Annotated in this window: 19 protein-coding genes and 2 pseudogenes; 1 reads left to right on the top strand and 20 read right to left on the bottom strand. The window is 61.7% G+C overall.

Features of this window, described 5'->3' with window-relative positions:
- The first annotated feature begins 1 nt into the window (after position 1).
- A complete protein-coding gene (locus tag BZ163_RS13925) occupies positions 2-1240 on the top strand; it encodes a CaiB/BaiF CoA-transferase family protein (RefSeq protein ID WP_128871394.1) in 1239 nt (412 codons plus the stop codon).
- A 60-nt stretch (positions 1241-1300) separates the two neighbouring features.
- On the opposite strand, the gene BZ163_RS13920 is transcribed toward BZ163_RS13925, so the two are convergent.
- From BZ163_RS13920 to BZ163_RS13825, 20 genes and pseudogenes are all read right to left on the bottom strand, one after another.
- On the bottom strand, positions 1301-3178 hold the full coding sequence (locus tag BZ163_RS13920) for a DUF6701 domain-containing protein (protein WP_128871393.1): 1878 nt from the start codon (positions 3176-3178) through the stop codon (positions 1301-1303).
- Between the two features lie 43 nt (positions 3179-3221).
- The gene (locus BZ163_RS13915) at positions 3222-4262 is read right to left on the bottom strand and encodes a hypothetical protein (protein ID WP_128871392.1); all 1041 of its coding nucleotides are present in this window, start codon (positions 4260-4262) and stop codon (positions 3222-3224) included.
- A complete protein-coding gene (locus BZ163_RS13910; RefSeq protein WP_256579016.1) occupies positions 4259-4630 on the bottom strand; it encodes a hypothetical protein in 372 nt (123 codons plus the stop codon). Before BZ163_RS13910 ends, BZ163_RS13915 begins: the two co-directional genes overlap by 4 nt.
- Before the next feature lie 46 nt (positions 4631-4676).
- Entirely contained in the window at positions 4677-5573 is an 897-nt protein-coding gene (locus BZ163_RS13905) for a type II secretion system protein (protein WP_128871390.1), read from the bottom strand.
- Positions 5573-6028, bottom strand: a complete 456-nt coding sequence (locus BZ163_RS13900) for a type II secretion system protein (protein ID WP_256579015.1) — start codon at positions 6026-6028, stop codon at positions 5573-5575. The genes BZ163_RS13905 and BZ163_RS13900 overlap by 1 nt, the downstream gene beginning before the upstream one ends.
- Entirely contained in the window at positions 6025-6477 is a 453-nt protein-coding gene (locus tag BZ163_RS13895) for a prepilin-type N-terminal cleavage/methylation domain-containing protein (protein ID WP_128871389.1), read from the bottom strand. The genes BZ163_RS13900 and BZ163_RS13895 overlap by 4 nt, the downstream gene beginning before the upstream one ends.
- Positions 6477-6902: a prepilin-type N-terminal cleavage/methylation domain-containing protein gene (locus BZ163_RS36250; RefSeq protein ID WP_128871388.1), complete on the bottom strand. Its 426-nt coding sequence runs from the start codon at positions 6900-6902 to the stop codon at positions 6477-6479. The genes BZ163_RS13895 and BZ163_RS36250 overlap by 1 nt, the downstream gene beginning before the upstream one ends.
- 24 nt (positions 6903-6926) lie before the next feature.
- Positions 6927-7457 carry a type II secretion system protein gene (locus BZ163_RS36245; RefSeq protein WP_128871387.1) on the bottom strand — a complete coding sequence of 177 codons (531 nt, stop codon included), beginning with the start codon at positions 7455-7457 and terminating at the stop codon, positions 6927-6929.
- Positions 7458-7465: 8 nt separating this feature from the next.
- On the bottom strand, positions 7466-8698 hold the full coding sequence (locus BZ163_RS13880; protein ID WP_128871386.1) for a type II secretion system F family protein: 1233 nt from the start codon (positions 8696-8698) through the stop codon (positions 7466-7468).
- A gap of 61 nt (positions 8699-8759) precedes the next feature.
- Complete coding sequence (locus BZ163_RS13875) at positions 8760-10484, bottom strand: GspE/PulE family protein (RefSeq protein WP_128871385.1); 1725 nt, start codon at positions 10482-10484, stop codon at positions 8760-8762.
- Between the two features lie 18 nt (positions 10485-10502).
- Positions 10503-11084, bottom strand: a complete 582-nt coding sequence (locus BZ163_RS36400; RefSeq protein ID WP_371916802.1) for a tetratricopeptide repeat protein — start codon at positions 11082-11084, stop codon at positions 10503-10505.
- 876 nt (positions 11085-11960) lie between these two features.
- Positions 11961-12821 (bottom strand): annotated as a pseudogene (locus BZ163_RS13865) (ExeA family protein); the annotation flags it as partial.
- A gap of 4 nt (positions 12822-12825) precedes the next feature.
- Positions 12826-14012, bottom strand: a pseudogene (locus tag BZ163_RS13860) (secretin N-terminal domain-containing protein).
- Positions 14013-14455: 443 nt separating this feature from the next.
- On the bottom strand, positions 14456-14644 hold the full coding sequence (locus BZ163_RS35615) for a hypothetical protein (protein WP_256579014.1): 189 nt from the start codon (positions 14642-14644) through the stop codon (positions 14456-14458).
- Positions 14645-14781: 137 nt separating this feature from the next.
- Entirely contained in the window at positions 14782-15450 is a 669-nt protein-coding gene (locus BZ163_RS13850) for an MSHA biogenesis protein MshJ (RefSeq protein WP_128871384.1), read from the bottom strand.
- A complete protein-coding gene (locus BZ163_RS13845; protein WP_128871383.1) occupies positions 15447-16052 on the bottom strand; it encodes a PilN domain-containing protein in 606 nt (201 codons plus the stop codon). The genes BZ163_RS13850 and BZ163_RS13845 overlap by 4 nt, the downstream gene beginning before the upstream one ends.
- Positions 16052-16930, bottom strand: a complete 879-nt coding sequence (gene pilM, locus BZ163_RS13840; RefSeq protein WP_256579013.1) for a type IV pilus biogenesis protein PilM — start codon at positions 16928-16930, stop codon at positions 16052-16054. Before pilM ends, BZ163_RS13845 begins: the two co-directional genes overlap by 1 nt.
- Before the next feature lie 268 nt (positions 16931-17198).
- Positions 17199-18515, bottom strand: a complete 1317-nt coding sequence (locus tag BZ163_RS13835; RefSeq protein WP_128871381.1) for an MFS transporter — start codon at positions 18513-18515, stop codon at positions 17199-17201.
- 121 nt (positions 18516-18636) lie between these two features.
- Positions 18637-19458, bottom strand: coding sequence for an enoyl-CoA hydratase (locus tag BZ163_RS13830; RefSeq protein ID WP_128871380.1), 822 nt, complete (start codon positions 19456-19458; stop codon positions 18637-18639).
- Positions 19455-20361 (bottom strand): aldehyde dehydrogenase family protein (locus BZ163_RS13825; RefSeq protein WP_128871379.1); only part of this gene is annotated, 907 nt, incomplete at its 5' end. The genes BZ163_RS13825 and BZ163_RS13830, both read right to left, overlap by 4 nt.

Raw genomic sequence — 20361 nt, 5'->3', positions numbered from 1 at the left:
CATGGGTGCTTTGACTGGATACCGCGTACTCGACTTGAGCCGTGTGCTGGCCGGCCCCTGGTGTGGCCAGACCCTGGCCGACCTGGGCGCCGAAGTCATCAAGGTGGAACGACCGGGGGTGGGTGACGACACCCGCGGTTGGGGGCCGCCATGGATGAAGGGCCAGCACGATGAGGCGACCCACGAAGCCTCCTATTACCAATCGACCAACCGCGGCAAGTTATCGGTGGCGCTGAACCTGGCAAGTGCCGAAGGCCAGGAACTGGTGCGTGCGCTGGCCACCGACTGCGATGTGCTGATTGAAAACTACAAGGCCGGCTCGTTGGCTAAATACGGGCTGGATTATGCCTCTTTGTCCCGGCTCAACCCGCGGCTGGTGTATTGCTCGGTGACCGGCTTCGGGCAGACCGGGCCGCGGGCTGCGGAGCCGGGTTATGACTTCATCATCCAGGGCATCGGCGGGCTGATGAGCATCACCGGCGAGCGCGATGACCTGCCCGGTGGCGGGCCGCAGAAAGTGGGGGTGGCATTCTCCGACCTGATGACCGGGCTTTACTCCACGGTCGCCATTCAGGCGGCATTGCTCAGCCGCGAGAAAAGCGGAGTGGGTCAACACATCGACATGGCGCTGTTGGACGTGCAGGTCGCCACCCTGTGCAACCAGAGCCAGAACTACCTGGCGTCCGGCAAACCCCCCGGCCGCTACGGCAACGCCCACGCCAACATCGTGCCCTATCAGGTATTCCGTGCCAGTGATCAGGACTTTGTGATCGCCTGCGGTAACGACTCCCAGTTCGTTGCGCTGTGCGAGGCGATCGGTCTGACGGACCTGCCTGAAGACCCGCGCTTTGCGCGCAATGCGGACCGAGTGACCCATCGGGAGGCGATCATCGAAATTCTTACCCGGCATTTCCTCAGTGCTACTGCCGATGAATGGGTGCGACGCATTCACCCGCAGGGCGTGCCGATTGGGGTGATCAACAGCATTGCCCAGGCGCTGGATGAGCCACAGGTGAAGGCGCGCAATATGGTGGTGAACATCCCCCATCCGCTGAAGGCCGATTTCGTGACCGTTGGCAGTCCCATCAAGATGTCCGGCACGCCAGTCGAGTACCTGCGCCCGGCCCCGATGCTGGGTGAACATACCGACGAAGTCCTCAAGCGTCAGTTGGGGCTGGACGATGAACGCCTGGCGGAGTTGAAGGCACGGGGTGTCATCGAGCAGTTGGGCGAGCGCTGACAGGTATGTCCATCAAAGGTCCTTGCGTTCGCGTAGCGGCGGGATATCGAGTCCCGGCGCTTAGCGATAAACCTCCCGCTGAAATATCGTCGACGGCGACCCTCGATAGATACCGAATCTGGCCAGGCCCGTTGCCGCCTCGCGGCCCTGGCCATTCCAGTCATAGAAAAGCCAGGACGGCATTGCCGGCAACTGACCGAGCACCGATCCATTGAGGCCGGGAGGCTGCAGGCGCAACAGGCCCAGGCCAGCACTCGGTGCGATTAATGTGATCTGGTCATTTGCGTAGTGTGCCTGGCTGAGCTGCCCGGTGTATGAGGTTAGCCCTGGCGCCTGCAGAACGGTCGCCGTGGTGCAGGTATCCAGGCCTTCAACCCGAAAGCTGCCACCTGCGGCGTTTTGCCAGGTTTCGATGCTCAAGGGCAGGTCCAGACTCTGGAATTCCGAGCCATGGGCGTTGCCCAGGCGCAAGCGGCCGAGACGGACTTCGCTGCCAGGGTTGTTGGCGAAGTCATAGTGATACGCCGAACAACCATGGCCGTCACCAAAACAGGCACCATCGCTGTCGGTCAACGTTGCAGCGCTGAAGCTCCCGGTAATGGCCGCAATAAACGGCCGGTCATCGGCCAATGGCAGGATTGCCGGGGTGTACTGCAGGGTTTCGTTGCTCCAGCGGTAGCTCTGGCTGCCGTCGCCATCGTCGACGCCACCCCGCGTCAGACTGGCTCCGCCACTGCTGGTCAGCCGCCCGCTGGCATCCAGGCTGAGCTTGCCGGTAGTCGAGGTGTATGCTTCCGGCACCGGTGGCACCAACCGCCAGAATGCGCCGCGATCATAGTTATGCGTGATGCTGGCGGCGCGATTGAAACCGGTGACCTTCAGGTTCGGTTCTTCTCCGGCGGCAAAGGCCATGGGCTGACCTTGATAACTGAAAGACGAATCACAGCCGGGCCTCAGGCTGGCACTTGCCTGGACACCCAGATAAGCGGGAATCAAGCGTCCGACCAGGCCGCTCTCACCGCCACTGACGGTTTCACCGAAATAGGCATTGGCCAATGGCGTTGCGCGCAGGCGAAATACGCCGACTTCGGAAATTGAGGTGAGGATCGTCGTCTGGCTACCTGAAGCATGATTGTATTGAGCCGGCGAGACTGTTCCGTTGTCACCGGGCAGGGGCGCGACCACTTCGCTGGCCAGGGCAATGTCGGTCATGCGGAAATTACCCGTGACGATGTGGTCGTGGCACAACGCAGCCGCCGTCCGGGGCTCGTCGTCCGCCAGCCAGCCGACCGCTTGAATACGCAGGGGAAACGAATCGCCCGCGCGCGCACCGGGGAACACCTGGCAATCGCTGCTGACACCCGCCACGCTGCACGTTGAATCGGTCTGCAGGCACAAGCCGTAGGGTTTGGCGACGAACACATCGCTCCCGTTCATACTGAGTCCGGCATCATTGTTGGCGGCGATACCCAGGTAGCTGGCAGTGAGCATCATCTGCCCGGCATCGTCGTAACGGACGGTAAGGCGCGTGGTGCCGGTGCTGTCGAAGGCCAGGTTCAACTCGCGCGGGCTGCCCGTTACCGGGGTGCCATTGACCATCACCGGTTGGCTGCCCGTCCCGGGATCAACCCAGGCCGAGGTAAAACCCAGTGTGCGGGTGACATCGGAAAAACCCGGCACACAGCCCTGCGAGGCATCGCTTTTTTTCACGGCGCGCAAGGCAATATTGCTCTGTGGTCGGGCAGAGATCAGGGTCGGCACATCGAAGATAAAACCGCTTTCTGCGTAGCCGATCGTACAGCCACTGGTCGAGCAGACGACCTGCCGGGTGCTTGCGGGGACCGAGGAGACGACAGCCAGGCTTACATTCCCGACGGAGCCGCTGCGCAACGTTGCCAGGGCGCTGCCGCCGCTGAAGGTAATGGTGTTACCGCTCATGACCGCAGGCGGTGTGGCTGTCCAACCGCTGGAGGGGCTCAGGTTAATACTGACTGGACCGGCGTAAAGGCTGCAGTCGGCAACTGCTGCAGGCGCTGATGGTGATCGGCTGCGGATTGCAGGTCAGCGCTGCGCCCGCATAGCTGAAGGCGAAGTGATCGAGGGGCGTGGTCGGCGGCGTAGCCTTGCAACTGGACTGCACCGGACTGGATGAGCACCCGCCGGTGATGGTGGTGGCGCCGCCCGCCATGACAGTGCCTGCGATACAACTGTCGGTGGCGGTGATAGCGCCACCGGCCTGGACATTGTTGCCGACCGTGGTGCGGGTCAGGGTGATAGCGCCACTGGCCTGAACACTGCCACCGATGCAGCTGTCGGTAATGGTGATGGCAGCGGCCGCATTGACATCACCCCAGACGCTGCCGCGCACCAGGGTGATAGCGGCCGCGCTGCTGGTCAGGTTGCCAGTCACCGTAGAATCGGTCGCGGTAATGACGCCAGCGGCCAGGGCATTACCGCCGACACTGCCACCGGTGAGCGTTATGGCGCCCGAATGGCTGGTCAGGTTGCCGGTGACCGCCGCACCCGTGGCCGTAATCGCCCCGCCGGCCTGAGCAACGCCGGCAATCGTGCCGCCTACCAGGGTCAGGGCGCCGTTGGTGGTCTTGACTGAGCCTGCCACGGTGGCGTTGGTCATGCTGATTGCGCCATCGGTGGAACTCACCGAAGCACTGAACGTACTGCCGGTACCCACGACCTCAATCGCGCCCACATCGGAGACCAGCGCAATCGTTTTAGTGGGGGTGCCGATCGTGTTGCTGTCCAGTGTAAACCCCTCATTCGCGACCACGGTAATGTTGCCGAAGATCAAGATGCTGGTCGCCAATGCGTCCCCGGAACCGAGGGTCATCTGACCACTGCAGGTGAACGTATTGCCACTTTTGCTCCAGCCGCCCGAGCATGGAGCGTTTGTGAACAGCAGGCCAAAGGTATAAGTGCTGGCGGCGTGAGCCAGGCTGGACAGCGCCAGGCCCCCCAGCAGCAAAACGCACAAGCCCCCCCGCATGAATGCTTGTCTGCTCATGGCATCTTTTTCTCCAGGGTCGCGGCAAGCTGACGGTAGGCGTAATCGAAGCGGCTGCCTGGTGTGCCGTTCTGCGCGGTGGAGGTGAAACGGAAGATCCGTGAGGTGGAGCCGTCATTATCCAGATAGCTGTTGCTGCTGCAGGTCACGCCGAGATCGAACCCGGCAAGATTATTGGCGCTCAAGTCGGGGGCTCCCGCCACGCAATTGCCGGTTTTCATCGCCTGGTTGATGCCCCACTCCAGCCCGGCCCGTGCAGCCTGATAGGCCCGCGCTTGCTGGATGGCCAGGCTGTTGCTGCCGTGTTGTGCAGCCGACAGGCGCGCCATGGCGATCACCACCAGTGTCACCACAATGAGTAAAAACATGGCCGCCACCAGGCCAAAACCCTTGGCATGTCGAGGCCAGCGAAAATCAGGGCGCATTGACGACATGGACCTGTTGCACCAGTTGGAAGCTTTCGCCCTCGAGGGTGATCCGCAACACCAGGGACAGTAAGCCACTGCGCTGGGTACTGCCGGCCTGGTAGCTGAAAGAGGTTTGGCCACAGTCGACATGGCGGGCCATCGGCTCGGGGTTGGAGTCGATGGGTGGGTCGGCAGGAAGCGCAGCCAGCAGTCGGTTATAGCTGTAGCGAACCAGTTGACCATTTTGGCAGCGAAAACCCACCACCGCGCTGGCCCAGTACAACCGATGCTGCGGCGATTCATAGGCGAAGCGAAAGCCGCCGACGGGCAGATTGCCCACCGCGATCAGGCTTTCCGCGCCGGGTGCACCCGGGATCAGGCTGAAGGTGCTGCCTGTGGGGGTGATCACTCCCGGGTCGGCCGGTGCCCAGAGATTGCTCCCGGCGACCGGAACACCCCCCGACTCGGCGCCGATGTTGTACAGCACCATCCACCTCGCGCCTGCGGGGTCGAACGCCGGGTCCAGCACCTGCACTTCATTGCAGCGGCCGCCGACGGTGGTGCTGGCGCAGGTGCCGGCAGCCTCCCCGGAAAACCGCAGGCCTTCGCTGTCCTGCCGGTTCGAGCGGTAGCGCGCGGCACTGTGAATCAGCAGCAGCTCCACCGCCTGGCCATCAGCCGATACCCGAAGCGAATTGGGCACGGCCAGCCGCACATCGCGGGTCATCCGGTCCAGTGCGCCGGTCGCTTGATCCACCAGCGCGCCACGTCGGCTCTGATCGACGAAACCCTGTAACGGATGCGACAGCACGCTGCCGATCATCACCAGGACCACGCCGGCCAGGGCGATCACCAGTACCAGCTCGACCAGGGTGAAACCGCGGGTGTGTGCCGGGCCGTTCATCAATAACGCGTCCGATAGGCGCCGAGCACCAACGACTGATTGGCCGGGTCGGTCACCGTGACTTCCACGTACAGCACGTCAGCCGCCGGCAGACCTGCCCAGGCCTGCGGATTGACCGTGACATTGACCCGGTAGCCGGCGAGGGCGGCGATCGGCGCGGCATCGGCTTGACGGACCCCGTTGTCATTCAGCCCGGCGTAGTCGCAGACCCGTTGATACTGACTGCGGCTGGCCGCAGCGGCAGGGCAGACGACGCCGCTCGGGTCGGCGAAATCCTTGAGCAGGATTTCCTCTAGGTAGGCCTCGGCAATGTCCAGGCTCTGCTGGCGCAGCAACGGGTCGGCGGAGCGACTGCTCATAGTCGCCATGGCGCTGAACAGGGCCGCTGCGGCGATACCGACGATCACGATGGTGATCACCAGTTCGACCAGGGTCATGCCCCGTTGGCGCTTCAATGCACCAGGCCTGTTTCGGCGGTCACGTTGAAGGTGAAACCGTCGTTGACGGTGCCGATGGTGGCACTCGCCGCGCTGGACGGACGGCCCAGCGAGTCGAATACCACGGGAAAATTGACCGTTGTCAGCGTCATATCAGTGGGCGCTGCAGCGGCAAAGGTTGTATCGCCATCCGGGCTGCGGACCTCGGCGCTGTAGGCGCCGCTGGTACAGTTGGCCGCCTGGCGCAGGTGGTAACCGCCGGGATCGAGGCTGACCTGGGTCAGGCAACCGCTGGCCAGGGCAAGTTTCTGCCCGTAGCGAACGGCTGCCAGGGTTTCCTCGAAGAACAGGCGTTCATCGAACACCTGCCGATCAAAGAACCGTGGCCCGACCACGACCGCGAGGATTCCGATGATAACCATCACCAGAATCAACTCGACCAGGGTAAAGCCGCGGGTGTTGGGCATTAGCAGCCGCTGGAGGCGACGGTAACGGTAGGGGCTGTTGTTGTTGTTGTCGCTTGCTTGTAGACGACGTTGCAACTGGCTTTGCCCTCGATGGTCACTGTTCCGGCCTTTGAAATGTCTAAACTCTCCCCGGAAATTTGTGCTGCAGTCATTATGCCGTCCAGACTTGGGTAACCGTTCACCATCGGAATAACTTCGCCTTCAAGCGTAACGGCATCATCAGGACCGGCACCCGCTGCCAGTTGCGCCGAATGCGCAATGGCAGAGGCTGAGCGCATGGACCCCGCTACACCATCGATGGTCGCTCTCCTCGCATCACCGCTCAGATCAGCAAACCGCGGAAGCGCAAACGCCGCCAGGATGCCGAGAATAACAATCACAATGATCAACTCGATCAGGGTGAAACCACTTTGTTGATTTTTCATTGTGTAGTTCCTTTGTGGGTAAATTCAGTTAATGCTGCTGGATACGTCGCCGGTGCCGGCGTCATAAGTAATGGCGTTGTTCTGGTTGTCCGGCTGATAGGTAAAGGTGCAGACGGTCCCGGAGGCTGAGGTGAGGTAATCGGCGCCTTCGCGGGTCCCCACCGTAGGCGCCGATCCGTGCAACACGCTGCGAAACACCTCGTTGCAGGTGGCCGCACTCATGACGGCAGTGGCCGCCGGCGTGCCTTTGGCCCCGGTCGCCACCGCCCAGCCATTGGCATTCACGTCGACGTTGTCATTGCCAAAACCCTGCACATCGATCTGGCAGTTGACCGGCGTACCGCAACCACCGTTGCCGCCGTTGCGGTTGACTTCGTACTGGGCGCGGACCAGCAGGATGGCTGACGCCAACCCACCCCCGGTCGCCTTGACCTCGGCACGATGGGCCTCCTGGCTGACCTTGATAAAACGCGGCAGCGCCACGGCGGCGAGAATGCCGAGGATCAGGATGACCACCACCAGTTCGATCAGGGTAAAACCCCGGTTGTCGTTCATCCTGAGCCTCATCCGTGGCCCTTGGCAGCCGACGACAAATCCCACATGGGCAGAAACACGCCCAGGGCCAGGACCAGCACCATCACCCCCATGCCCACGATCAGGATCGGTTCAATGGCGTCGGCCAGTTGCTTGAGGTCGTAATCCACTTCTTGCTCATAGAAATCCGCGACCTCGACAAACAGATCGTCCATGGCCCCGGTTTCTTCGCCGACCGCCATCATCTGCAGCACCAGCGGGGTGAACAGGCCGCTGGCCGTCGCCGTGCGAGTCAGGGCTTCGCCGCGCTCCACGCCCTCGCGCATGCTGAGGATCGCCTGGCCGATATAGCGGTTGCCGACGCTGACACTGTTGATGCTCAAGGTCTGCAGCAGCGGCACCCCCGCGCGGTACATCATCGCGAACGTGCGGGTAAAGCGGCCCAACGCGATGCGTTCGAACAGGCCGCCTATAATCGGCAGACGCAGCTTGATCCGGTCCCATTGCAGCGCACCGGCGTCGGTTTTCGTCCACGCCGAGAAGCCATAGATGCCTCCCGCCACCAATAGCCCCATCAGCCACCAGTAATCCTGGAAAAACTGTGAGGTACCGATCAACAAACGGGTGGCCCAGGGCAATTGCGCGTGAAATTGCGCAAACACCTTGGCGAACGCGGGGATTACCAGCAGGTTGATCACGGTCAGGCCCACGCCCATGGCAATCAGCACAAACATCGGATACCGGGTGGCCTGCTTGACGCGCTTGCGAGTCTCGCGTTCCAGCTCCAGGTAAATGGCCAGTTGGCGAAAAGCCAGGTCCAGTTGCCCGGTGTTCTCGCCGACGCTGATCATGCTGATGAACAGGGTGCCAAATACCGAAGGGTGCGCATTCAGCGACACGGCCATGCTCATGCCGCCTTCAAGATCGCTGCGCACCTGCAGCAGTACTTCACGAAAGTACTGATTGCGCTGGGATTCGGCCAAGCCGCCCATGGCGCGGATGATGGGCACGCCGGCTTTGCTCAGGCTGTGCATTTGCCGACAGAACATGATCAGCACCAGCAGGTCGACTTTTTTGCTGCGCAGACGTTTGGCCAGTACCGCCAGTGCATTGACGGTTTGTCCGGCCGGCGCCTCGATTGTCAGCGGGGTAATCTGCTGCGCCAGTAACTCACTGGCCAGCATGTCGGCCGAACCGCTGTTGCGGCTGCCACTGACCTTGGCGCCCTGGGCATCGCGCCCGGTAAATCGATACAGTGTCATTGCGTCAGGCCCCCTGCAGGGAAGACAGGATGGGGGGAGGGGCAGTGAAAGACGCTGGTCATCAGGTCAGTACCTCGTCTGTGCGGGTGACGCAGACCTTCAGCACTTCCTCGACGCTGGTCAGTCCGGCCAACGCATAGTCCAGGGCGCAGGTGGCGAGCGGGCGATAATGCGGGCTGGAGAGTGCGGCGTCGGCGAAGCCTTGTGGATCATGACGGCGCAGCGAGCTGATCATCGCCTCGTTCATTTCCAGCAGTTCGAAAACCCCCAAACGCCCCGAATAACCGGTGTTATGGCACTGGTGGCAGCCGGAACCGTGCTGAAAACCGTGCCCGGCCAATGAGGCACCGTGCAGCTTCTCCAGCCAGACCAGCTGGCTTGGTTCGGGAACGTGCGGCCCGCGGCAGCTTTCGCAGACCCGGCGAATCAAGCGCTGGGCCAGCACGGCGTTCAGCGCAGTGGCCACCAGAAAGGGCTCTACCCCCATGTCGACCAGGCGCATGGCGGAGGTCGGGGCATCGTTGGTGTGCAACGTCGACAACACCAGGTGGCCAGTCATCGCGGCGCGTAGCCCGATCTCGGCGGTTTCCCGGTCACGCATTTCCCCGATCAACAGAATGTCCGGGTCCTGACGCAGGGCAGAGCGCAGCACCCGGGAAAAACCGAGGTCGATCTTGGTGTTGACCTGTACCTGGTTGATCCTTGGCAGGCGGTACTCTACCGGGTCCTCTACGGTGATGATCTTCTTCTGCGGGGTGTTCAGCTCGCTGAGCCCGGCATAGATAGTCGTGGTCTTGCCGGAACCGGTGGGGCCGGTGACCAGCACCAGGCCGAAAGGCCGCTGCAGCAACTGGCGAAAACGCGCGAGCATGGGCGCCGGCATGCCGCCCGCGTCGAGGCTGGTTATGCCGTGAGTCTGATCGAGCAGACGCATGACCACCGACTCGCCGAACTGCACCGGCATGGTCGACATCCGCACGTCGATGGTGTGGTTCTTGACCCGGATATTGAAGCGGCCATCCTGGGGCAGGCGCTTCTCGGAAATGTCCAGGCCAGACATGATTTTCAGGCGCATGACCAGTGCCGAGGCCACCCGCGCTTCTTTCATGATGTGCTCGCTGAGCACGCCGTCGATACGCTGGCGAATGCGCAAGATGCCCTCGCCGGGTTCGATATGGATGTCCGATGCCTTCATTTGCAGCGCATCTTCAAACAACGTTTTCAATAGCCGCACTACCGGGGCTTCGCTGTTGCTATCGGCCCCCAGCGCGGACAGGTCGAAGTCGTTGTCCTTGAGTTCGCCTTCCAGTTCACCCGCGATCAAGTCCATCTCGCTGGTGCGCCGGTACAGCATGTCGAGGGCCGTCAGCAGTTCAGCCTCGCGTACCACGGCGGGCTGGACGCTGGTCTTGAGCAAACGGTCCATCTCGTCCAGCGCGAACAGGTCGAGCGGGTCGCTCATGCCCACCACCAGGCCTTCGCCCACGCGGGACAGAACGATGACACGGAAGCGCCGGGCCACGGCTTCAGGCAGCGTTTGCACCAGGGCTTTGTCGAACTTGAAGTGCTTGAGCTCGATAAAGGAGATGTTCAATTGCTCGGACAAGGCCGTCAGCAGACGCACCTCGTCGACAAAGCCAAGGTCGACAACGGTCCGGCCGAGCTTGAAGCCGGTACGTTTTTGTTCCTGCAAGGCTCGCTGCAACTGGATGTCGTTGAGCAGCCCGGCGTCGATCAACAGGTCGCCGAGACGCACCTTGCCCTGACGCAAATCTTCCTTATCCATAGAGCGTTACCCACCTGGTCATCTGCTTCCCAACGCCCGTGCGCGCTCACTGGCGAAGCGCCGAGCGCCATCGTCCAGACCTTGTCCCTGTTCGGCGAAGCGGTAGTGAACTGCCGCCCTGGCCGAGCGATCCAGGCGCTCCAACGCGATCGCCAGGCCTAACTGCCAGGCCGCCTGGCCGGGCCGCAACTTGATCAACTGTTCATACAGCGCGACGCTTTGCGGCCATTGCTCGGTCTGTTGGTAACAGGCCGCGAGCAAGGCGTGGTAGATAAAGTCTTGGGCCAATGGCGGGGCGTTCTGCTCCAGGGTCGCCACCGCGCCCCGGGCGTTGCCCGATTGCAGTTGTGCACGGGCCAGCAACAGGCGTAACTCGCTGTCGGCCGGCCACTGTTTCAAGCGCGGCGGTAACCACGTCAGGAGTAATGATTGTTGGCCGTCGGCCAGGTAGGCGCGGGCCAGTCCGCGTACCACATCCACATCATTGCCCCGGGACGCCAGCAGGGTGTTGAGCTCGCGGATGGCGCGCGGATAGTCACCGTTCTGCAGGGTTTGCAGCGCCAGGGTCAGGGCGTCCGGTTGGTAACTCTTGATGTTCATCTGCGGCGGACCACTGGCCAGCGGTGGTTTTACCAGCGGGGCAGCAGGGGCGGGGCGCGGCTGTTTGTCTGCCATCGGCACCGGTGCGTAGGCCCAGGCTGGCAGCGGTTCTTCAGCGCTGGCGGGATCGGACGCCGGGGTTTCAACGAGCGGTTCGTCCATGCCCATTGGCGTGTTCGCCGCATCGAGGGTGGCAGTCTTTGTCGCCATGGGCACTTCGATCCACAGACGCCAATGATTGCCCGAAGCCTCCAATCGATCGCGAACTTGCAGGTTGTCACCCAGGCCCGTCAGCAACACTTGCACGCCCTGGTCCAGGGCCTGGACGCGCCAGGACAGACTGTGGCCGTCGCGTTCCAGGCGGCCCTGGGGCTGTTCGGCACCCAGTGCAGTGCTCAGTCGCACCCCGGGAAAGATCAGGGCAACCGAGCCGCTTTCATCGCGACGCCGGTAAGTGGCCGAGCGGTCCAACAGCAGTTCCAGGATCAGACCACGGTCATCGTGCCGAGGCAGCACTTCCATGATATGAGCAGGGGTGATCGCCGCAGTGCCTGGGTTCGCGGCAGGTGCGGCAGGCACTATGGTTGCGACCGGCGGCGGTGCCACGGGCTGCACCAGACGGTTGATCAGCAGCCACGCGGACAAACCGATCAGGATGATCAGGATCACCCCGGCGAGGATTATGCGCAGACGCCCAAAGCGCCGGGCGTTGCCGGCCTCGTCAACGGCTACCAGACCGTCCAGCCGCGGCCGCTCGGACGGTGCGGCACGACGCCGTTCAAGGTCGCGGAGCATGTCATTGACCAGGCTCATGTCAGGCTCCCCCAATACCGGGTCAACCAGAGGCCGACAGTGGCCAGCAGCACCAGCGACAGCAGAGGCCACTCGCCAGAGCGGTGGCGACGAACTGTCGCGCGCAAACGGCTGAACGCCTTCGGTATCCCGCCGGGCGCGTTGAACATGCCGGGTCATGACCTGGCGCCGGCCCTCGCCGTAGGCCGCCATCAGGGATTTGTGCGCAAGAATATTCAGCAGCCGGGGAATTCCGCCGCTGTCCCGTACCAGTCGGCGTATCGCTGCCGGAGCAAACAGCGGCTCGCCGCGATAGCCCGCCACGGCCAGGCGCTCGTTCAGATAACGGGTGGTGTCTTTGCGGTCCAGAATGCGCAGGCAGTAGGAAAAAGTGATGCGCTGGCGCAGTTGACGAAGGTCATTGCGCGCCAGGGTGGCATCCAGTTCCGGTTGGCCGAACAGCACCACCTGCAGCAACTTGGCCTGCTCGGTTTCCAGGTTGGTCAACAGCCGCAACGCTTCCAGCGTGCCCACGGGCAAACCCTGGGCTTCATCGATCAACAACACCGTGCTTTTGCCCGCCGCCGCCAGTTCGATCAACCGCCGTTGCAGCGCCTCCAGTACGCCCTGGGTATCCAGCTCTTCAACGTCGGCGATATGCAGTTCGCGCGCCAGGGCCTGGCGCAGCCCGGTGGGGCTCATGCCGGGGTTGGGCAGGTAGGCCAATTGATAGTGTTCGCTGTCCAGTTGCTTGAGCAGGGTGCGGCAAATCAGGGTCTTGCCGGTACCCACTTCACCGGTCACCTTGATGAAGCCTTCGCCTTCGCCCAAGGCCACGTGCAGCAGGTTAAGGCACGCCTGATAGGGTGCCAGCTTGACCAGAAATCCGGTATTTGGCGTCAGCGCGAACGGTTTCTCGCGTAGACCGAAGTAGGCTTCGTACATAGCCTTACCTGAGCTCCTTGAAGGTCTCGGCGGTTTTGCGCAAATCCCCCAGCCATACGTCGTCGTTCACCACCTGGGGACGCATGAGGATCACCAACTCGCTTTTGTTCAGGGCCTTGCGCTGTTGCTTGAACAGATAGCCGATGACCGGCACTTTGCTCAGCCATGGAATGCAGCGTCGGTGTCGTCGCTGTCGTTTTGCAGCAACCCACCGATCACCACCACCTGGCCGCTGCGGGCTCGCACGATGGAGTCGGACTGGCGGGTGGTCGACAGCGCCAACGGCAGGTTCAGTACCGTATTCTCGCTCAGGGTGATGGTCTTGTTCTGATCGGTCACGCGGCTGACGGTCGGCCGTACGTGCAGGGTAACGACGTCGTGTTGATCGATCTGCGGAGTCACGTCCAGCGAGATCCCGGAAAAGAACGGGGTCAGCGTAACGTTCTGGGTCGGTTGGGTAATCCCGGCAACGGTGGTGGTGCCCGATGTCGACGACACATCAGTGACAAAAAATTCGTCGGAACCGACCTTGATCACTGCCTTCTGGTTGTTCAGCGTGGAAATCCGCGGGCTGGACAGCACACGCACTTCGCCCTGGGTTTCCAGCAACTGGATCAGCCCGTTGAAGTCGCCTGTACTGATGGTGCTGCTGAATACCCCGCCAACACCGATCGGGCCGGTCAGCGCCACGCCCGCCAGGCTGGTGCCTATATCGCCGCCCAGCTCGGTCCAGCTGATCCCGGCCTGGAAGCTTTCGGACAGCTGAACTTCGAGAATCTTGGTTTCCAGCACCACCTGGCGCTGCAGGTTGTGTTGCGCCTTTTCGAGAAAGCGCGCGACGTTTTCCTGGTCGGCAGTCCTGGCACGGACCACCAGCAGGCTGGCCTGTGGATTGACCACCACGTTGTTGCCGACCTCGTCACCGACGATCATCTTTACCACGACGTTGACCTCTTTCCAGAAGTCGACGTCGCTGGTCGTGGTGACCTGGCTGGCATTCAGGGTAGACGCCGTGCTTCGGCCATTTTGTTGGTCAATGCCGTTGCGATTGTTGCCGCTATTACCGTCGTTCTCGCCGTTACTGCCCTGGTTACCGCTGTTGCTGGTCATCTGCCCCGCACTGACCCGGGTGTCGGATTTTCCGAAGCGCTGCAGGTTCAGGTAATTGAGGTCATAGCTGCGAGTGATCATGCTGTTGGGCAGGATCTGATAACCATAACTGGTGCGGCGAAAATCATAGCCGTAGGTATCGCGTACCGCGCTGAGCACTTCTTCGAGCGTGACCCGGCGCAAGCTGAACGTGATGTCGCCGGTGACCTCCGGGTGTACCACCAGGTTTTGCCCGGCACCTTGCATCAGGCTCAGGAAAAAATCGCGAGCGGGCATGTCCTTGGCCGAGACGTCGAATCGCGGATCGGCGGTTGAGGACCCTTGTGGGATATAGGCAGGAAGCAACGCCGCCTGGACCGAAGGCGGAGGTATCACTCGCGCCTGTGCCTGTTGCAGGCTTTCGTTGAGCAACTGGTTGCTCTGGTTATAGAGCACCTGGTCGCCGCCCTTGAACGACTGGCAGGCAGTCAGCAAGCACAAGAGGCCACACAGGCCTGCGCCCGATAAGTACTTCATCATGGGCATCATCGGCTCGGTTGTAGAACAGGTTTGGCCAGGCGCAAATATTCGCGTTTGCCTTGGCGTTCGATCAAAACAGTCTGAAAATCAATGGCCATTACGCGGGCATCGGCATGGGATTCGCCGACGCGCAGGGTCTGGCCGTCGATGACGGCCCGGCTACCCCGCGGGCTAAACAGGATTTGTTGCAGCACCAGTGGTCGGAGTTGTTGTCCAGGTACAGGCGCTGACGTCGGTGTGGCGGTTGGCGGGTGGTTGGGTCGGATCAAGGGGGGCTGCGCTGGCGCCTTGGGCTATCGCGCTGCCGAGCAGCACACTGACGATCAGCGTTTTAAACACCGATCCACCCCGCGTAGCGACTCAGCGTATACAGCTGCAGGCTGATCTGTGCGTGCGCCGCGCCTGCCTCGCCGACCCGATAGTCGAGGCTGTCCCAGTTCAGTGTCCACTGGGTGCCCTGAACGGCCTGCAAGTAACGCAGCAGCGCAAAATAGCCACCCTCCAGCTTCAGATGGACGCCATGCCGATACAAGACCACTGCGCTGGCCGGTGTGTGGGTTTTCGTGGCGGCGTCGGACGACAACTCGACGGGCGTGGTGAAACTCTCCAGGCTCACCAGTTGCAGACCCGTTTGAGCCTTGAGCAAATCCTGCAGCACTGCGCGCATCTTGTCCGGAGAGATCAACTGCCCGGTGCTGTGATCGATCTGCTCCAGCAACCTGGCGCTGTCGGTCGAAGCCAATAGCAGGGCGCGGTTGTAGGGGATGTTGGGGTCGGCCTCCAGTGCGGCGTGCAACTTGGCCAGAGTGGCCGCGGTTGCAACGCCTCGCGCCTCGACAGCCTGGGAATCGATGGTCTGGCTGGTGAGCCTGGCCGCGATCGGAGTACCGACGAACTGCACATATAACACGCCGCACAACGCAAGGCCGACAGCGTATGCCAGCCATTGCTCGCGTGGGGCCAGGGCTAGCCAGCGTTGCAACCATTTATCCGTGTTCATGGGATGTCCTTTGGATCGGTAACCCGGGAGGACAGGTCAAAATGGAGTAACTGGTCTTCACCGCGCAGCACATTGAAGCGTGCAAACTCACGGCCCTTGAACGCGGCGTTCTGACCCAGCCGCCGCAGGTACTCGGGCAACAGTTGTTGATGCTGGCTGAGCCCCTGCAAGCGCATTTGCGTCCCACCTTCGCTCAAGGAAATGGCATTGAGCCAAAGCCCGCCGGGCGGGTGTTGATCGGCCAGCGCCGCGAGCGGCGCCACGAAGCCGATCCGTTGCTGGCGTGCCAGCGTCTGCAGATAGCTGAGCAGGCGCGTCAAGTCACGGTTCTGGGCCTCCATGTCGGCCAGGCGCAAGGGCAGTTGCGCATTCAGGACCGGCTGGACAAAGGACGCCTTGGCCTCTTCGAGCTGGCGCAGCTGCTGTTGCTCCAGGTGTTGCGCCTGGGCCAATCGTGCCGCGCCGGCATGCAATTGCCAGCCTTGCCAAACGCCATGACCCAGGCAGAGCAGGACAAGAATGACCAGACCGCCCAGGACTTGAAGTCTATGGGGGCCGGTGCGAATTGCTTTTTCTATTTGATAGAGGTTGAGGTTCTGCATCAGGCAACCGTCTGGCGCAAAGCTGCGCCGACGGCTGTCATGCAGGAAGCCTGCGTCTGTTCGTCCAGTTGTGCCGCGGGTTGTCCATCGAACAAGTCCCGCAGATCCAACGCCCGCAATTTAACCGTGAGCCGGCTGGCCAGCGCTTCCAGGGCGTCCTTGCCATCGCGTTTCATGGGCAGCAACAACAGGCGGTTGATGTGTCCTTTGCCAAGTTGGCTTTCGAAATAATCAAGAGAGCGCTGAATCTCCAGCGTCGCCGAAGAAAAGTTCGGCCCGGCCTGTTCCAGGCCATGTTCGATTGCGCGCGCCATATACAAGTCGGCGCCATGCTGCACGCAAATCAGGCCACCGGTGGAGCGCAGGCGCAGCACGGCGATGGTCTGATTCTCGGCGCCAGCCAACACGCCGAGATTGCGCATGGCCATTTCAGTGACATCGATGCTGGCGAGCTTGAGCCCGGCCTTGTCGATCAGGGTGCTCCAGCCTTGCATCCGCGTTTTGTCGAGCACGGCACAGAAGGCCATGCGCGATCGTCCACGGTAAGCGTCCGCAGGCAGGGCGAAGGCATCTACGACGAGATCTTCGAGGGGTTCGCTGATGAGGTCCTTGATCCGCCAGCGCATGGCGGCGCCCAAGTCTTCTGCGGGAACATCGGGGCATTCGAGAAGCAGCATCTTGTATTCGGCTGGGTGCAATACAAGGTTGACCGGCAAGCCATCAAGCCCTGACTCGCTGACCATGCTTTTTAATACGGCGCAGTGTTGAGCGGGCACCGCTTCGCGGAAATGGCACTGGAGCAGACGGGGGGAGTGGTCGGGACTGCGTCGAATCTGAGCCAAGGCGATGCCGGTTGGACTTATCTCCAGGCCCAGCAAACTACCCGCAGTGGTTTTAATGCTTGAAAACCACATGACATCTAGTCCCTTAGCTAGCGCGGTACGCTAGTAGCGAAATAATAGCACGTTCTGTAGGGGTAATTCAGTTACTTTGCTGACTGAGCGATTTTCAGCAAGTCCATGAAGCTGGAGGGAGTGCCTGGCCGAGTTGAAGGCACGCGGTGTCATCGAGCAGGTCGGCGTGCGCTGACAGATATGGCCTGGCACGCCGCCTGAGTTCACCAGGGGCGTGCCCGATGCGCTGATCTTATCGGTTGACCATTTTGGCGGGCACGAACACGAGGATGATCATGGCCGACAGGAACACGCAGCCCGCGACGATCACCAGGCCCGTGGTCATCGATTGAGTCAGGTCTTTGAGGACGCCAAGCAGCGCCGGGCCGGCGAAACTTGCCAGGTTGCCGGTGGAGTTGATCAGTGCAATGCCGGCTGCCGCGCCTGCCCCCCCCAGGAAGGACGTTGGCAACGCCCAGAACATGGGCAGTGAGGTGATGATCCCGGCCGTTGCGATGACCAGGCCGGTAATGGCCAGCCAGGGCGTCAACGGGAAGAACGCGCAGATCAGAAAACCTGGCACGGCCACCAAGAGTGGAATCACCGCGTGCCAACGACGTTCACGCTGGCGGTCAGAGCTTTTGCCGGCCAGGTACATGCCCAGCAGGGCGGCCAGATAGGGCACTGCCGAAATGATCCCGATCATCCTGGGATCGGTGATACCCGAGTTGCTGATGATGCTGGGCTGCCAGAAGCCGATGGTGCTGGTCCCCATGACCAGTAAAAACAGAATCGCGCACATCAACCACACTTTGCCGCCCAGCAGGCCCTGGCGCACCGTACTGTGGGTCTTGGTGCTGTTGTCGTTGCTGATTTCCTCGGCGACCAGGGCTCTTTCCTCGGCGCTCAGCCACTTGGCGTCGGCGACTTTATCGGTCAGGAAGAACATCACCACCACACCCAGGATCAGTGCCGGTGCCGCTTCAATGATGAACAACCACTGCCACCCGGCCAGGCCATGCACCGCGTTCATGGTATGCAGGATATAGCCCGACACCAGGCCGCTGAGGATGCCGGAGACGGGATTGCCTGCCATCAGGAACGCCACCATCTTGCCCCGGCGATGGGCAGGAAACCAAAGGGTGAGATAGAGCACGATGCCCGGGAAAAAACCTGCCTCGGCAATGCCCAGGAAGAATCGCGCGATGTAGAACTGCATGGGGGTCTGCACCAGCGCGGTCGCCGCCGAGATCAGCGACCAGGTGATCATGATGCGCGCGATCCAGCGCCGTGCTCCGACCCGGTGCAAAATCATGTTGCTGGGCACTTCGGCGAAGAAATAGCCGATGAAGAACACACCGGCGCCCAGGCCATACACCGCGTTGCTGAAGGACAGGTCGTTGAGCATGGTCAGCTTGGCGAAGCCGACGTTGATCCGGTCCAGGTAACTGACGACGTAGCACAGGAACAACAATGGCATGAATCGCCACATCACCTTCTTGAACGTCGATTCGGCCAGCGCAGGGGCCTGCACGCCGGTGTGTTGCTGCGCTGTATTGAGAGTAGTCATCGCTGACTCCTTGTTATTGTTATGGAGTGCTCGTGATATCAAATGCCGGGAAATCGTCAGCGCAACAGTCAAAGCAATGCTCCGCTGACGATTGTCGCAGCTCTTCAGTAATTCGGAATAATCAGGTGCCGCTGAAACGCGCCGGTCGTCGTTCGATGAAGTGCGCCACACCTTCTTTGAAGTCGTCGCTCTGGATGCTCAGGAACATCTCCCGGTTAGCCTGTGCGATGGATTGCGTGAGAGTCTGAAAAGGCGATTCGCCTAACTGCTGCTTGATGACTCGCGCCGAGCGCGGCGAGACATTGAGTGCCAGCTCTTCGGCGTAGGTCAGTGTGTGCTCCAACAGGCTGTCTGGCGAAAACAGCCGCTCGACCAGGCCCATGCTCAATGCTTCCTGCGCGGTTACCTTGCGTGAAGAAAGCAGCAGGTCGGCGGCGTGGCCTGGCCCGACGATACGCGGCAGCAACCAGGCAATGCCGTGTTCGGCAATCAGCCCGCGCTTGGCGAAAGCCGTGGAAAACACTGCCGTCTCACTGGCAAAACGCATGTCGCTGTACAGGGCCAGCACCAACCCCAGCCCTGCGGCTGCGCCGTTGATCGCACTGATGACGGGTTTGCGCACGCCAGGAAAATACGAATAGCGGCTTTGATAGTCGGCACGCCGGTTCATGTCGTAGGCGCGCATCCAGGCCATTTCACTGATGTCGTCGGGTGGCAGCACCTCAAGTTCATCGATGTCCATGCCGGCACAGAATGCCCGACCGTTGCCGGTCAGCACGATGACCCGAACGCTGTCGTCGCGATCCAGTTGCGCGAAGGCTTCACGCAGTTCAGCCTCCATCACCTTGGTCAGCGCATTCATTTTATCCGGACGCATCAGAGTCACCACGGCCACGTGCTCCCGGGCACCAAAGCGGCTGAGTTCGATCTGCTTGAAATTCATGCTGTTTCCCTCGCACTGCTGACGGGCATTTGAATGGCGCGTATCTCTACAAACTCCTCGATGCCGTACTTCCCGCCTTCACGGCCCAGACCGGAATCACCGAAGCCACCGAAGGGGGCTGCCGGGTTATACGGCGCGCCATTGACGTCGACTTGTCCTGCGCGTAATTGACGGGCGAGTGTCAGCGCATGATCGGTAGTGCCTGCCCACACGGCAGCGGCCAGGCCATAGGCCGTGCCATTGGCAATGTCGATGGCTTGCTGTTCGGTTTCGTAGGTGATGACACTGAGCACCGGGCCAAATACTTCCTGTTGCGCCAGTGTCGATCGAGGCGGGACGCGCCCGAAAATTGTCGGGGCAATGAAGTAACCGTTCGCAGGCACGGGTGCCTGGCTGCCACCGGTAATCAGGTCCAGGCCTTGCGATTCCCCCTCGACGATCATCGCGCGAACACGATCTCGATGCGCCGCTGACACCAGGGGGCCCATGCGCGTGGCTGAATCCAGCGGGTCGCCTAACGTCAGGCGAGTCACGGCATCGGCGAGCAAGGCGCGATAGGTGTCGTACAACTCGATCGGCACCAGCAGACGGGTCAGCGAGTTGCACGACTGGCCCGAGTTCAGAAAGCACGACCCGACCACCTGACGCACCACGCTTTCAGCGGGGGCATCCGCGGTGGCGAGGCAGGCCGATTTACCTCCCAGTTCCAGGGATACACGCTTCAAGGCCTGGCCAGCCGAGGCTGCAATACGGCGGCCCACGGCGGTCGAACCGGTGAACGACAGCAAGGCGACATCCGGGTGATCGACCAGCGCCTGGCCGGTTGTCGCATCCCCCATGACAATGTTCAGCACGCCTTTGGGCAAGCCAGCGGCCAGCGCCGCTTCACCCAATGCACGAGCG

This window comes from Pseudomonas sp. VI4.1, from assembly GCF_002029345.1.
In the GTDB taxonomy this organism is placed as follows: domain Bacteria; phylum Pseudomonadota; class Gammaproteobacteria; order Pseudomonadales; family Pseudomonadaceae; genus Aquipseudomonas.
The sequence above is the reverse complement of the archived record's forward strand: the minus strand, read 5'-3'. Positions and strand labels throughout refer to the sequence as shown.

Excerpts from the sequence above, each read along its gene's own strand:
- BZ163_RS13910 (WP_256579016.1), bottom strand. The coding sequence starts at position 4,630 with ATGTTTTTACTCATTGTGGTGACACTGGTGGTGATCGCCATGGCGCGC.
- BZ163_RS36250 (WP_128871388.1), bottom strand. The coding sequence starts at position 6,902 with ATGAAAAATCAACAAAGTGGTTTCACCCTGATCGAGTTGATCATTGTG.
- BZ163_RS13830 (WP_128871380.1), bottom strand. The coding sequence starts at position 19,458 with ATGAATTTCAAGCAGATCGAACTCAGCCGCTTTGGTGCCCGGGAGCAC.
- BZ163_RS13875 (WP_128871385.1), bottom strand. The coding sequence starts at position 10,484 with ATGGATAAGGAAGATTTGCGTCAGGGCAAGGTGCGTCTCGGCGACCTG.
- BZ163_RS13915 (WP_128871392.1), bottom strand. The coding sequence starts at position 4,262 with ATGAGCAGACAAGCATTCATGCGGGGGGGCTTGTGCGTTTTGCTGCTG.
- BZ163_RS36400 (WP_371916802.1), bottom strand. The coding sequence starts at position 11,084 with ATGAACATCAAGAGTTACCAACCGGACGCCCTGACCCTGGCGCTGCAA.
- BZ163_RS13880 (WP_128871386.1), bottom strand. The coding sequence starts at position 8,698 with ATGACACTGTATCGATTTACCGGGCGCGATGCCCAGGGCGCCAAGGTC.
- BZ163_RS13920 (WP_128871393.1), bottom strand. The coding sequence starts at position 3,178 with ATGAGCGGTAACACCATTACCTTCAGCGGCGGCAGCGCCCTGGCAACG.
- BZ163_RS36245 (WP_128871387.1), bottom strand. The coding sequence starts at position 7,457 with ATGAACGACAACCGGGGTTTTACCCTGATCGAACTGGTGGTGGTCATC.
- BZ163_RS13925 (WP_128871394.1), top strand. The coding sequence starts at position 2 with ATGGGTGCTTTGACTGGATACCGCGTACTCGACTTGAGCCGTGTGCTG.
- BZ163_RS13895 (WP_128871389.1), bottom strand. The coding sequence starts at position 6,477 with ATGCCCAACACCCGCGGCTTTACCCTGGTCGAGTTGATTCTGGTGATG.
- BZ163_RS13845 (WP_128871383.1), bottom strand. The coding sequence starts at position 16,052 with ATGCAGAACCTCAACCTCTATCAAATAGAAAAAGCAATTCGCACCGGC.
- BZ163_RS13850 (WP_128871384.1), bottom strand. The coding sequence starts at position 15,450 with ATGAACACGGATAAATGGTTGCAACGCTGGCTAGCCCTGGCCCCACGC.
- BZ163_RS13835 (WP_128871381.1), bottom strand. The coding sequence starts at position 18,515 with ATGACTACTCTCAATACAGCGCAGCAACACACCGGCGTGCAGGCCCCT.
- BZ163_RS13905 (WP_128871390.1), bottom strand. The coding sequence starts at position 5,573 with ATGAACGGCCCGGCACACACCCGCGGTTTCACCCTGGTCGAGCTGGTA.